General features: G+C 63.4%; 11 protein-coding genes. 6 read left to right on the plus strand and 5 right to left on the minus strand.

Going from position 1 to position 13,777, the window contains the following annotated elements; all coding sequences use genetic code 11:
* Window positions 1–47: 47 nt before the first annotated feature.
* From argF to P8Y64_01240, 3 genes are all read right to left on the minus strand, one after another.
* Complete coding sequence (gene argF, locus P8Y64_01230; GenBank protein ID MEJ2059096.1) at window positions 48–956, minus strand: ornithine carbamoyltransferase; 909 nt, start codon at window positions 954–956, stop codon at window positions 48–50.
* A complete protein-coding gene (locus tag P8Y64_01235; GenBank protein ID MEJ2059097.1) occupies window positions 953–2,137 on the minus strand; it encodes an aspartate aminotransferase family protein in 1,185 nt (394 codons plus the stop codon). Before P8Y64_01235 ends, argF begins: the two co-directional genes overlap by 4 nt.
* 136 nt (window positions 2,138–2,273) lie before the next feature.
* Window positions 2,274–2,855 carry a superoxide dismutase gene (locus P8Y64_01240; GenBank protein MEJ2059098.1) on the minus strand — a complete coding sequence of 194 codons (582 nt, stop codon included), beginning with the start codon at window positions 2,853–2,855 and terminating at the stop codon, window positions 2,274–2,276.
* 137 nt (window positions 2,856–2,992) lie between these two features.
* Here P8Y64_01240 and P8Y64_01245 point away from each other — a divergent pair, with 137 nt between their 5' ends.
* The 5 genes from P8Y64_01245 (at window position 2,993) to polX (ending at window position 8,911) form a co-directional block, all read left to right on the plus strand.
* Window positions 2,993–4,768: an N-acetylglutaminylglutamine amidotransferase gene (locus tag P8Y64_01245; protein MEJ2059099.1), complete on the plus strand. Its 1,776-nt coding sequence runs from the start codon at window positions 2,993–2,995 to the stop codon at window positions 4,766–4,768.
* A gap of 83 nt (window positions 4,769–4,851) precedes the next feature.
* Complete coding sequence (gene grxD / locus P8Y64_01250; GenBank protein MEJ2059100.1) at window positions 4,852–5,184, plus strand: Grx4 family monothiol glutaredoxin; 333 nt, start codon at window positions 4,852–4,854, stop codon at window positions 5,182–5,184.
* 115 nt (window positions 5,185–5,299) lie between these two features.
* The gene (locus P8Y64_01255; protein ID MEJ2059101.1) at window positions 5,300–5,719 is read left to right on the plus strand and encodes an archease; all 420 of its coding nucleotides are present in this window, start codon (window positions 5,300–5,302) and stop codon (window positions 5,717–5,719) included.
* A gap of 19 nt (window positions 5,720–5,738) precedes the next feature.
* On the plus strand, window positions 5,739–7,169 hold the full coding sequence (locus P8Y64_01260) for an RtcB family protein (GenBank protein ID MEJ2059102.1): 1,431 nt from the start codon (window positions 5,739–5,741) through the stop codon (window positions 7,167–7,169).
* 23 nt (window positions 7,170–7,192) lie between these two features.
* Window positions 7,193–8,911 carry a DNA polymerase/3'-5' exonuclease PolX gene (gene polX / locus P8Y64_01265; protein MEJ2059103.1) on the plus strand — a complete coding sequence of 573 codons (1,719 nt, stop codon included), beginning with the start codon at window positions 7,193–7,195 and terminating at the stop codon, window positions 8,909–8,911.
* 27 nt (window positions 8,912–8,938) lie between these two features.
* On the opposite strand, the gene P8Y64_01270 is transcribed toward polX, so the two are convergent.
* Both P8Y64_01270 and rnt read right to left on the minus strand, forming a co-directional pair.
* A complete protein-coding gene (locus tag P8Y64_01270) occupies window positions 8,939–9,910 on the minus strand; it encodes a diguanylate cyclase (protein MEJ2059104.1) in 972 nt (323 codons plus the stop codon).
* A 53-nt stretch (window positions 9,911–9,963) separates the two neighbouring features.
* Complete coding sequence (gene rnt, locus P8Y64_01275) at window positions 9,964–10,617, minus strand: ribonuclease T (protein ID MEJ2059105.1); 654 nt, start codon at window positions 10,615–10,617, stop codon at window positions 9,964–9,966.
* A 485-nt stretch (window positions 10,618–11,102) separates the two neighbouring features.
* Here rnt and aceE point away from each other — a divergent pair, with 485 nt between their 5' ends.
* Entirely contained in the window at window positions 11,103–13,766 is a 2,664-nt protein-coding gene (aceE, locus tag P8Y64_01280) for a pyruvate dehydrogenase (acetyl-transferring), homodimeric type (GenBank protein ID MEJ2059106.1), read from the plus strand.
* The last annotated feature ends 11 nt before the right edge of the window (window positions 13,767–13,777 follow it).

Consider the following 13,777-nt stretch of genomic DNA (forward strand, 5'->3'; position numbering starts at 1 on the left):
TGAGCAATAAACCGGTTGCCAGTACGGTTAACAGATAGCGCATGGCCTCAGCCGCGGGCAAGCAGGAACTCCAGCAGGGCCTTCTGGGCGTGCAGGCGGTTTTCCGCTTCGTCCCATACCACGCTGTGCGGACCCTCGAGCACCTCCGTGGTGACCTCTTCCTCGCGGTGCGCGGGCAGACAATGCATGAATACGGCGTCGTTGCGCGCCTGGCGCATCAGCTCCCAGTTGACCTGGTAGTCGGCGAAGGCCCGGCGGCGTGCCGCCTGCTCCTCCTCCTGGCCCATGCTGGCCCACACGTCGGTGACGATCAGGTCGGAATCCTGGGCGGCATCCAGCGGGTCGGGGTGCAGACGGGCGTTCGATGCCGTGGCCTTGAGGATGTCGGGGTCGGGCTCATAGCCGCGCGGGCAGGCGATGCGCAGCTCGAAATCGAGCATCTGGGCGGCATTCATCCAGGAGTGGCACATGTTGTTGCCGTCACCGACCCAGGTGACCCGGCGCCCGGCGATGTCGCCGCGGTGTTCGGCATAGGTCTGCAGGTCGGCGAGCAGCTGACAGGGGTGAAACAGGTCGGTCAGACCGTTGATCACGGGCACGCTGGAATTCTCCGCAAAGCGCACCAGTTTGTCGTGCTCATAGGTGCGGATCATGATCACGTCGACCATGCGTGACAGCACGCGGGCCGTGTCCTCGATCGGCTCGCCGCGCCCCAGCTGGGTGTCGCGCGGGGAGAGGAACAGGGCATGTCCGCCCAGCTGCGCCATGCCGACCTCGAACGAGACGCGGGTGCGGGTGGAGGATTTCTCGAACACCATCGCCAGGGTTTTGCCCTTGAGCGGTTCGTGCGCGGTGCCGTCGCGCTGCAGTTGTTTGAGCTCCGAGGCGCGACTGACCAGCTGACGCAATTCCTCAGTGGACAGATCACGCAGCGTCAGGAGATGACGGGGATTCATGCGGCGGTCTCCTCGGCAAGCAGTTCGATGACCAGGTCGCTCACGCCATTCACAATCTGGTCGGCTTCGTCATTGGTGATGATCAACGGCGGCAGTAGACGGACGACACACTCCGCGGTCACGTTGATCAGCAGGCCCTTTTCGAGGGCGCGGCCGACGAGCACGCCGCAGGGACGGTCGAGCTCGATGCCGAGCAGCAGGCCCAGTCCGCGAATTGCCTTGACGCCGTTCACGCCGGCGAGCCGGTCACGGAATGTAGACTGCATGCGCTCGCCCAGTTCGGCGGCGCGGGCCGGCAGGTTCTGCGTTTCCAGGGTGTCGATCACCGCCAGGCCGGTACGGCAGACCAGCGGATTACCGCCGTAGGTGGAACCATGGGTGCCAGGCCCCAATACCTCGGCGGCGGGACCGCGGGCGAGGCAGGCGCCGATCGGCACGCCGTTGCCCAGCGCCTTGGCCAGGGTCATGACGTCGGGACGGATGCCGTTGTGCTGGTGCGCGAACCAGCGTCCGCTGCGCCCCATGCCGGTCTGGATCTCGTCCAGCATCAGCAGCCAGCCGGTACGGTCGCACAGGGCGCGCAGCCCGTTGAGGTAATCGGGGGCGGGTATGTTGATACCGCCCTCGCCCTGTACCGGTTCGACCAGGATGGCGACGATATCACCGTCGCCCGCCAGTTGTTCGACGGCGGAGAGGTCGTCGTAGGGCACGCGCACGAAGCCTTCGACCAGCGGTTCGAAGCCGGCCTGCACCTTGGGATTGCCGGTTGCGGTCAGGGTGGCCAGGGTGCGTCCGTGGAAGCTGGTTTCCATGACGACGATGCGCGGTGTTTCGATGCCGCGCTGGCGGCCGTAGCGGCGGGCCAGTTTGATCGCCGCCTCGTTGGCTTCGGCGCCGGAATTGGAAAAGAACACCCGGTCCATGTCGGCCAGGGCACACAGCCGCTGGCCGAGCTGTTCCTGATGCGGAATGCGGTAGACGTTGCTGGTGTGGATCAGGGTTTGCGCCTGTTCACACAGCGCCTCGGCGACGGCGGGGTGCGCATGGCCGAGGCCGCAGACGGCGATGCCCGACAGGGCGTCGAGGTATTCGCGTCCCTCGCTGTCCCACAGGTGCACACCCTGTCCGCGCACGAATTCTATGGGCAGGCGATTGTAGGTTGGCATCAGCGCGTCGCTCATTTTTTTGATCCGATTGAAAGAAAAACGGCAGCCGCAGGCTGCCGGAAACGCGAAATTATACGATTTCAGGCCCGAAATGCACCTACCGGGCCCAGGGACTTAAGTCCCCGCCGAAGCGGGGACTCGTCCGGGACGTTCAGCCGAAGTTCTGGGCTACGAAATCCCAGTTCACCACGTTCCAGAAGGCTTCGAGGTATTTGGGACGGGCGTTGCGGTAGTCGATGTAGTAGGCGTGTTCCCATACATCGGCGGTCAGCAGCGGGGTCAGGCCGTCACGCAGGGGGTTGGCCGCATTGCTGGTGTTGACGATTTCCACGTCGCCGCTGGCGTTTTTCACCAGCCAGGTCCAGCCGGAACCGAAATTGGTCGCGCCGGACTGGGCGAACTTTTCCTTGAAGGCGTCGAAGCTGCCGAAGGCCTTGTCGATGGCCGCCGCCAGGTCGCCGCCGGGGGCGCCGCCGCCGTTGGGGCCCATGCAGTTGAAGTAGAAGGTATGATTCCAGACCTGCGCGCCGTTGTTGAAGATACCGCCGGCGGGCGCCTTCTTGATGATGTCTTCCAGGCTGGCATTCTCGAATTCGGTACCGGGCACCAGTTTGTTCAGGTTGGTCACGTAGGTGGCGTGATGCTTGTCGTGATGAAACTCCAGGGTCTCGGCGGAGATGTGGGGTTCCAGTGCGTTCTTGTCATAGGGCAGTGAGGGAAGTTCATGCGCCATGATTCTTCTCCTTGTCGGGTTAAGGGTTGATTGAATTCGGCTGGGGAAAGGCTGACTAAGATAGTCAGGCGGTCAGGGTAATGCAATAAGCCCCAGACAGAGTGCTAGGATACAAAACTTTTTCGACGGGTAGATGAATGTGCGGCATTTGCGGTGAATTGAGACTGGATGCGCGGCCGGCCGAACTGGGCCGGGTGCGCAACATGCTTTCGCGCCTGGAACGGCGCGGTCCGGACAGCGAGGGTGCCTGGTCGGACGGTGCGCTGGCGTTCGGGCATCGCCGCCTGTCCATCATCGATTTGTCGCGCAAGGCGCATCAGCCGATGGTGGATACGGGGCTCGGTCTGGCGATCGTGTTCAACGGCACCATCTACAACTATCGCGAGCTGCGCGCCGAGCTGCAGGGGCTGGGACACACGTTCTTCTCCACCGGCGACACCGAGGTGATCCTGCGCGCCTACGCGCAGTGGGGCGCCGACTGCCTGCAGCGCTTCAAGGGCATGTTCGCCTTCGCCATCTGGGAAATGGATTCACGGCGCCTGTTCCTGGCGCGCGACCGAATGGGCATCAAGCCGCTGTACTACGCGCATACGCGCAAGCAGCTGCGCTTCGCTTCCAACATCCAGGCCCTGCTCGCGGGCGGCGACGTCGACACCGGTCTGGACGCCATGGCGCTGCATCATCACTTCACCCTGCACGCGGTGGTGCCCGCGCCGCGCACGGTCCTCAAGGGTGTGCGCAAGCTGCAGCCGGGGCACTACATGGTGGTGGAGCCGGACGGCAAACAAAGCGTGCATGCTTACTGGAGCCTGGATGCCCGCCGCCCGGTGGAGGCACGCAGCGAAGGCGAATGGCGCGAGGCGGTGCATGAGGCTCTCAAGGAAGCGGTGCGCCGGCGCATCGAGGCGGCCGACGTACCGGTGGGCGTGCTGCTCTCCGGCGGGCTCGATTCGAGCCTGCTGGTCGCGCTGCTGGCCGAGGCGGGCGTGCACGACCTCAAGACCTTTACTGTGGGCTTCGAGGACCAGCCCGAGGAAAAGGGCAGCGAGTTCGAATACTCCGATCAGGTGGTGGAACGCTTCGCGACCGATCATCACAAGTTCCACCTGGCCAACAGCGAGGTGCTGCCGCGCCTGCCCGAGGCGGTGGCGCAGATGGCGGAGCCGATGGTGGCGCAGGACGCGGTGGCCTTTTACCTGTTGTCGGAGCAGGTCTCCCGCCACGTGAAGGTGGTGCAGTCCGGGCAGGGTGCGGACGAAGTGTTCGGCGGCTATTTCTGGTATCCGCGCATGCGGGACGAAAACGGCGCCTTGCTGGACCGGTTTCGCAAACATTATTTCGACCGCGACCACGCCGAGTTCGCGCGCATGCTGGCCGAACCCTGGCAGACGCCTGACGTCACCTCGGCGCTGGTCGAGGAATGGCTGAATACGGATCAGGCCGGGGAGTTCATCGATGCGGTGCTGCGCATGGATGTCTCCATGCTCATCGTGGACGATCCGGTCAAGCGGGTGGACAACATGACCATGGCCTGGGGCCTGGAAGCACGCGTGCCCTTCCTGGATCACGATCTGGTCGAGCTGGCGGCGTCCATGCCGCCCGATCTCAAACTGCAGGACCACGGCAAGTACCTGCTCAAACAGATTGCGCGCGGGCTGGTGCCCGATGCGGTGATCGATCGTCCCAAGGGATATTTCCCCATGCCCGCGCTGAAATACGTGCGCGGCGACTTCCTCGAGTTCATGCGCGATATCCTTGACTCGCAGGCCTGCCGCGAGCGCGGGTTGTATCAGCGGGCTTATGTCGAGCAGTTGCTCGCTGAACCCGAACAGCACTTCACCCGTATCCAGGGCAGCAAGTTGTGGCATCTGGCGCTGCTCGAGCTGTGGCTGCAGCGGGTGGTGGATGCATAACCCTAATGGCAGCCCCTGTTCTCTATGGGGTGTGACGGGTTAAACTTTACTGAAATGATCAACTTTGTTTTGAAGAGGTAGCCATGGACGTCCTGGATCGCATCAAGCAACAGGTCACTGAAAATCCGGTGATTATTTATATGAAAGGTACGCCGCAGTTCCCCATGTGCGGTTTTTCCGCGCGTGCGGCCGAGGCCCTCAAGCGCAGCGGCGCCGAGTTCGCCTACGTGAACGTGCTGGCCGATCCGGAGATTTTCGAGAACCTGCCGCGCTTCGCCGACTGGCCAACCTTCCCGCAGATTTATATCAACGGCGAACTGATCGGTGGCTGCGACATCACCGTCGAGATGTTCGAAAAGGGCGAACTGCAGCCCCTGGTTCAGGAAGCCGCCGCCAAGAAGGAAGATCAGGCCTGAGGCCGGCCCCACAGACTTAACTTACCCCTTGGCCCCCGTATGGGGGCTTTTTTGTGCCTGCGGACAGCCCCGGCCGTGTGGCGCTACACTGAACAAAAAGCGGCACAACCGGCTCATGCAGGCGCATTGGGAACATTTCGAACATCTGGCCGACATCGGCGTGCGGGGCTACGGCGATACGCCGGCCGAGGCCTTTGCCCAGGCCGCGCTGGCGCTGACCGCCATCGTGACGGAGCTGGAGGCGGTGCGTCCCGTCGAGCAGGTCGCGGTGCGGTGCGAGGACGAGGACCTCGAATACCTGTTCGTCGCCTGGCTGAACGCGCTGGTCTTCGAGATGGCGACGCGCCGCATGCTGTTCAGCCGTTTCGATGTCCAGATCGAGGCCGGCGTGCTGCGCGCCACGCTGTGTGGCGAGACGGTCGATCGTGAGCGCCACCGGCCGGTGGTGGAGGTCAAGGGCGCCACGCTGACCGAACTCGCCGTCCATTCCCTGCCGGAGGGCGGCTGGCTGGCGCAGTGCATCGTCGACGTCTAGAGTCGGGAAGGGGGTGATCATGGATGTTCAACGCTTCGAACGCATGACCGATTTCGCCTGGCGCCTGCCGGCCCAGGGGGCGATGCGGGTGCCCGGCGTGATCTATGCCAGCGAGTCCCTGTTGCGCGACATGGACGACAAGGTGGGCGAGCAACTGGCCAACGTGGCGGCGTTGCCGGGCATCGTGTCGGCGGCCTACGCCATGCCGGATGCGCACTGGGGGTACGGATTTCCGATCGGCGGTGTGGCCGCCTTCGACGCCGCCGAAGGCGGGGTGATTTCCGCCGGCGGGGTCGGCTTCGACATCTCCTGCGGGGTGCGCACCCTGCACACCGGACTTATGGAAGCGGACGTGCTGGCCGTGCAGGAGGAGCTTGCCGAGCAGCTGTTCTGGTCCATTCCGGCCGGGGTGGGCAGCACCGGGGCGATCCGCCTGAACAGCACCGAAATGCACGACATGCTGGCCGGCGGCGCCCGCTGGGCGGTGGGTCGAGGCTGGGGTTGCGAGGAAGACCTGCAGCGCATCGAGGAACAGGGCTGCATGGCCGGTGCTGACCCGGACGCGGTGTCCGATCACGCCAAGCGTCGCCAGCGCGATGAAATGGGCACCCTGGGTTCGGGCAATCATTATCTCGAGGTACAGAAGGTGACCGAGGTGTACGACGCAGAGACGGCGGCGGCCTTCGGTCTGCGGCCCGGCCAGATCAAGGTCAGCATTCACTGTGGTTCGCGCGGGCTCGGCCATCAGATCGGCACGGAGTTCCTGACCCGGATGGCGAAGACAGCGGGCCAGTACGGTATCAGCCTGCCGGATCGCGAGCTCGCCTGCGCCCCGATCGATTCGCCGGTCGGCCAGCGCTATATCGGCGCCATGCGCGCGGGCATCAACTGCGCCCTCGCCAACCGCCAGATCATCACCCATTTGACGCGCCAGGCCTTTGCCCGGCTGTTTCCCGATGTCGACATGCCGTTGCTTTACGACGTGTCGCACAACACCTGCAAGCTGGAAACGCACGAGATCGACGGCGCGCAGCGGGCGGTATACGTGCATCGCAAGGGGGCGACGCGGGCGCTGGGTCCCGGGCATCCGGATCTGCCGCCGGCCTTTACCGCAATCGGCCAGCCGGTGCTGATCGGCGGCACCATGGGTACGGCCTCCTACATTCTGGTGGGTACGCGCGAAAGCGAGCAACGCGCCTTCAGTTCGGCCTGCCACGGGGCCGGGCGCGCCATGAGCCGGCATCAGGCGACGCGGCAATGGCGGGGACGCGCCTTGCGCGATGAGCTGGCGCAGCGGGGCATTCTGGTGCGCAGCCCCTCCGACCGCGGCATCGCGGAAGAGGCGCCGGGCGCGTACAAGGATGTGGGCGGGGTGGTCGAGAGCGCCGACCGGGCTGGCCTGGCGCGTCGCGTCGCCCGCCTCGAACCCCTGATCTGTATCAAGGGCTGAGCCGGGCAAGGGGGAAACGCAGCATGCCGGTGCACAATGCCGATATCGCCCGGATATTCGACGAGATCGCCGATATTCTGGAAATCGAAGGTGAAAACCCTTTCCGGATCCGCGCCTACCGCAATGCGGCGCTCAACGTGCGCGAATACGGGCGCGATCTCGGCTCCCTGGTGGCGGCCGACGAGGACCTGACCCGCCTGCCGGGCATCGGCAAGGATCTGGCGGCCAAGATCGAGGAGATCGTCACCACCGGGGAATGCGCCGCCCTGAAACGCCTGCACAAGCGGGTGCCCGAGGCGGTGACCGAACTGCTCGACATCCCGGGGCTGGGGCCGAAGCGCGTCCGCGCCTTGTATCACGAACTCGATATCCACAGCCGCGAGCAGCTTGCCCGGGCCTGCCGGACCGGTGCGGTGCGGGCGCTGTCGGGATTCGGGGCCAAGACCGAGCAGCGCATTCTGCAGGCGCTGGAGGCCCATACCAGCGAGACCCGGCGCTTCAAGCGTGCCATCGCCGAGCAGTATGCTGATGGGCTGGTCGCCTGGCTGAAGCGTGGCCCGGGGGTGGAGTCGGTCGCCGTGGCGGGCAGTTATCGCCGCGCACGCGAGACGGTGGGCGATCTCGACATTCTCGTCACCGCCAGGGACGGGGCGGCCGTCATGGCGCATTTCCTTGAATATGACGAGATCCGCGAGGCCGTTTCCCACGGGGAGACCCGCTCCACCGTGTATCTGAAATCGGGCATCCAGGTGGACCTGCGGGTGGTCGAGGCGGCGGCCTTCGGCGCGGCCCTGCATTACTTCACCGGTTCCAAGGCGCACAACATCGCAGTGCGCCGGCTGGGGCAGCGGGAGGGATTGAAGATCAACGAATACGGGGTGTTCCGCGGCAAGCGGCGCATCGCCGGGCGTACCGAGAAAGAGGTCTACGCCAGTGTCGATCTGCCCTGGATTCCGCCCGAGCTGCGTGAGAACAACGGCGAGATCGAAGCGGCACGCCAGAAGGCCTTGCCGAAGCTGGTGCAACGCGAGGACCTGCGCGGCGATCTGCATTGCCATACGCGTGCCAGCGACGGCCACAACAGCATCCGCGAGATGGCCGAGGCGGCGCATGCGGCGGGACTCGAGTACCTGGCGATCACCGATCACACCCAGCACCTGCGGGTGGCGCACGGGCTGGACAGCACCCGGCTGCTGAAACAGATGGAGGAGATCGACGCCCTGAATGAAAAGCTGAAGGGTATTACCCTGCTCAAGGGGGCTGAGGTGGACATCCTCGATGACGGCGGGCTGGATCTGCCCGACGATCTGCTGGCGCGTCTGGATGTGGTGATCGCCGCGGTGCACAGCAACTTCAACCTGCCGCGGGCCAAACAGACGCGGCGGATTCTACGGGCGCTGGATAATCCCCGGGTGCATATCCTGGCTCACCCGAGCGGCCGGTTGATCGGCGAACGGGAGCCGATGGACCTGGATATACCACGCATTCTGCGTCACGCGCGCAAGGTCGGTGTGGTGATGGAGTTGAACGCGAGCCCGGACCGGCTGGATCTCACCGACGTATATTGCCGCGTGGCGCGCGATGAAGGGGTGCGGGTGGCGATCAACTCCGATGCGCACAGCGTGGATCAGTTCGCCAATCTGCGTTTCGGCATCGATCAGGCACGGCGCGGCTGGCTGGAAAGCGACGATGTGGTGAACACCGGCAGGCTGAAAAAACTGCGCGCGGCGCTCAAGCGCTGAGCCGGGGCCCTGCGCGACCGACGGGACTCAGCCGATGACGATGCGATTTCGCCCCTGCTGTTTGGCTTCCTGCAGACGATGCTCCGTCTGCGCGAACAGCTCCTCGGGTGATGGCAGTACGGCATCGATCCCGTTCATGACGCAGCTCACGCCAATGGACGCGGTGATGTGTATTTCCTGATCGTCGATATAGAAGGGGCGATTGCCGATATCGGACAGGATGCGGTCGAAGACGCTAGGGCGAAACTGTCCGCTTTCGGGGTAATACAGGACGGCGGCGAACTGCTGTCCGCTGATGCGGGCGAGACTGTCGGTGGGGCGCACCGCGCGCCGCAGGCGAGTGGCCACACTGCGCAGCAGTGCATCGCCGCTTTCATGTCCATAGGTATCGTTGACCGCCTTGAAGTGATCAATGTCCAGCATGGCCAGGCACAGCCCGCCGCCGCGGGCATGCACGTGCTTGAGGTGGGCGGCCAGTTCCTCGTCCAGGTGGCGGCGGTTCCCGAGCCCCGTCAGCTCGTCCATCATGCTCAAGGTACGCAGATGGCGGTTGTCCAGCTCCAGCGCCTGGGTGGTTATCAACAGGGTGTTCTGCAGGGTCGAAATGCGCCCTGCGGCATGCACCCGGCCGGCCAGTTCGAGTTCGTGGACGGGTTTGGTCAGGTAATCGTCCACGCCGTGCTGGAACGCCTCGACCAGCGCCTCGCCGCCCTCCTTGGCCGTGAACAGGATGATCGAAGTGTAGCGATTGGTCTGCTCGTCCAGGGAACGTATCGCGTCGGCGAGTTCCAGGCCGTTCATTTCCGGCATGACCCAGTCAGCCAGCACCACGTCTGCACCGCGTTGCCTGAGCAGCGCGAGCACCTCGGCACCGCTGGCCGCCATGCGGATGTCGGCGTAGCCGCGTCTTTCCAGTGAGTTCTTCAGTACCGCCCGGCTGAACTGCATATCGTCCACGATGATGATGGCGAGTTCTTCGATCAATGGCTTTGCATCCATGTTGCTTATCTATTTGTTGTTGTGATCTTAGATCAACGGTGCGCGGTTGCCAGTCAGTCCGCAGGTTGCGTCTTGCTGAACGGTACCACGCCGATCTGTTCATGCCAGATGTTGACGATATGGCAGAACAGTTCCGCCGTACGTTCCGCATCATATACCGCGGAATGGGCGGAATCATTGTCCCAGGGAAAGCCGGCGGCCTGCACCGCGCGGGAAAGCACCGTCTGCCCGTAAGCGAGGGCACCCAGCGTGACCGTGTCGATGGTGCTGAAGGGATGAAAGGGATTGCGCTTGATACCGCAGCGTTCCGCTGCGACATTGATGAAGCCGAGATCGAACGGTGCGTTGTGCCCCACCAGTATCGCGCGCTTGCATTCGTTTTCTTTTACGGCCTTGCGGATGGCGGAAAACAGTTCGCCCAGGGCGTCCTTTTCAGGGTAGGCGATGCGCAGCGGATGAAAAGGATCGATGCCGTTCACCTCCAGCGAGGCGGGTTCGAGGTTGGCGCCTTCGAAGGGTTGGATGTGCCGTGACAGGGTTTCCCGGATGTGCAGGTTGCCCTCGGGATTCGCACCCAGCAGAACGACGGCGACCTCCAGTAGTGCGTCCGTCTGCGAGTTGAACCCGCCGGTCTCGACGTCGATGACGACGGGCAGAAAGCCCCGGAAGCGCTGTCCCATGGGTATCCAGGTATGTTGATCGCTCATGAATGCTCTGTCGGGATAGGGAATGGATGACAAATACTTGATATGGATTGTCGGTGCAATGTTACAGGTTCGACACAAAAACAACCGGCAGTGGGCGGCAGGGGCAAGCGACGGCGCTGTCCAGGTGGCCCCGCTTATGAGTATTGCCGAGCCCTTTTATATTTTTCGGGTTGGCGTGCACGTCGCTTATTAATAGTGTGGTGTGGGATGATCGTCGGAATGAACGAAATCTGTGTGTCGAGGTAAGCTTGTTCATGGTACATCATGGCGGCAATGAACAAACGCCTGCCCGATGCATTGAACAAGGGCCTGCTCGACAGGTGGATGTCAGGCTATGTAATTGAATTGAATATAGCTTTTTAGGGCGTTGCGTCGGGTCGCAACCTGCCGATTTCTTGACCTGCATGGTCAAAACACAGATCATAGCGCGCCTTTCGGGCCCCCCGTGCGGGGCCGAAACGATCTCTGATACAAGAGGTGGAAGAATGAATACGCAGGTACAGATACAGGATCAGGACGCCGTCGAGACACAGGAATGGCTCGATTCTTTGGAGGCGGTGGTCGAGCAGGAGGGCGTCGAGCGCGCACATTTTCTGCTTGAGCAGCTGATCGATCAGGCGCGCCGCTCCGGTGCGAACCTGCCGTATTCCGCCAACACCGCTTACGTCAATACCATCCCGCCGCACCTGGAGGCGACCAGCCCGGGCGATCATTCCCTGGAAGGACGTATCCGTTCCTATGTGCGTTGGAACGCGCTCGCCATGGTGGTGAAGGCGAATCGCAAGAGTTCCGAACTGGGCGGCCATATCGCCACCTTCGCCTCCGCGGCCACCCTGTACGACGTCGGATTCAATCATTTCTGGAATGCCCCGAGCCATGAGCACGGCGGTGATCTGGTTTATTTCCAGGGACATTCCGCACCGGGCATTTATGCCCGCGCCTATCTCGAAGGCCGCCTCACCGACGAACAGTTGGATAACTTCCGCCAGGAGGTCGACGGTGAGGGGATTCCTTCTTATCCGCATCCCTGGCTGATGCCGGATTTCTGGCAGTTCCCCACCGTGAGCATGGGGCTGGGCCCCATCATGTCGATTTATCAGGCTCGCTTCATGAAGTACATGCAGGACCGTGGCCTGGCCGACACCCGCAATCGCAAGGTCTGGTGCTTCGTCGGCGACGGCGAGGTGGACGAGCCCGAGACCCTGGGCGCCATCTCGCTGGCGGCGCGCGAAAAGCTCGACAACCTGGTCTGGGTCGTGAACTGCAATCTGCAGCGCCTGGACGGCCCGGTGCGCGGCAACGGCAAGATCATCCAGGAACTGGAGGCGATCTTCCGTGGCGTGGGCTGGAACGTCATCAAGGTGCTGTGGGGCAGCTATTGGGATCCGCTGCTCACCATGGACAAGGATGGCCTGCTGCGCCAGCGCATGATGGAGGCGGTGGACGGCGATTACCAGAACTACAAGGCCAAGGACGGGGCCTACGTGCGTGAGCACTTCTTCGGCAAGTATCCCGAGCTGAAGGCCATGGTGGCCAAGATGTCCGACGACGATATCTGGCGCCTGAACCGCGGCGGCCACGATCCGCACAAGGTTTATGCGGCCTACCATGCCGCCGCGAACCACACCGGCCAGCCGACCGTGATTCTGGCGCATACCGTCAAGGGTTACGGCATGGGCAGCTCCGGACAGGGACAGATGCGCGCCCACCAGCAGAAAAAGCTGGACGACGATGCGCTGCTCGCCTTCCGCGACCGGTTCAACATCCCGCTCAGCGATGAGGATGCCAAGGCCTGCAAGTACTACCGGCCGGACGAGGACAGCGAGGAGATGCAGTACGTGCGCGAGTGCCGCAAGACGCTCGGCGGGTATGTCCCCGTGCGCCAGCATCTCGCCGCACCGCTGGAGATTCCGGACCTCTCGCTGTTCCAGCCGTTGCTCGAATCGAGCGGTGACCGTGAGATGTCCACCACCATGGCCTATGTCCGCATGCTCACGCTGCTGATCCGCGACAAGAAGATCGGCAAGTACGTGGTGCCGATCGTGCCGGATGAGGCGCGCACCTTCGGCATGGAGGGCATGTTCCGCCAGTTGGGCATCTATTCGTCCGTCGGGCAGCTGTATACGCCGCAGGATGCCGATGAGGTCATGTTCTACAAGGAAGACAAGAGCGGCCAGATCATTGAAGAAGGCATCAACGAGGCCGGCTCGTTCAGTTCCTGGATTGCGGCAGCCACCGCCTACAGCAGTCAGGGCGTGAATATGGTGCCGTTCTACATCTATTACTCGATGTTCGGCTTCCAGCGCGTCGGCGACCTGGCCTGGGCGGCCGGTGACATGCAGGCGCGTGGCTTCCTGCTGGGCGGCACCGCCGGGCGTACCACGCTGGCCGGCGAAGGCCTGCAGCACCAGGACGGCCACAGCCTGGTGCAGGCGGGGCTGATCCCGAACTGCGTCACCTACGATCCGACCTTCGCCTACGAATTCGCGGTGATCGTGCATGACGGTCTGCGCCGCATGTACGGCGAGCAGCAGAACGTCTTCTATTACATCACGGTGATGAACGAGAACTACCATCAACCGGCCATGCCGAAGGGCGTGGAAGAGGGCATCGTCAAGGGCCTGTACAAGTTCCGCGCCGGTGGCAAGAAGAAAAAGAAAGTCCAGCTCATGGGCTCCGGCACCATCCTGCGCGAGGTGATCGCCGCGGCGGATCTGCTGTCCGAAGATTTCGGTGTGGACGCGGATATCTGGTCGGCCACCAGCTTCAACGAGCTGGCGCGCGAAGCGCGCGACTGCGACCGCTGGAACATGCTGCACCCGGAAGCTGAGCAGCGTGTGCCCTACGTCACGCAGACTCTGGACGGGCACAACGGACCGTTCATTGCGGCGACCGATTACATCAAGCAGTACGCCGACCAGATCCGCGCCTGGGTGCCGGGCAGCTACCTGGTGCTGGGCACCGACGGTTTCGGTCGCTCCGACACCCGCAAGCAGTTGCGCCGCCACTTCGAGGTGGATCGTTATTACGTGGCCGTCGCCGCCCTCAAGGCGCTGGCCGATCAGGGCGACGTTCCGGCCTCCAAGGTACAGGAGGCGATCCGCAAGTACGGCATCGATCCCGAAAAGCGGAACCCGCTGTACGCATAAAGGCAGATGAC

Source organism: Gammaproteobacteria bacterium (assembly GCA_037388465.1).
Lineage (GTDB): Bacteria > Pseudomonadota > Gammaproteobacteria > SpSt-1174 > SpSt-1174 > JARRKE01.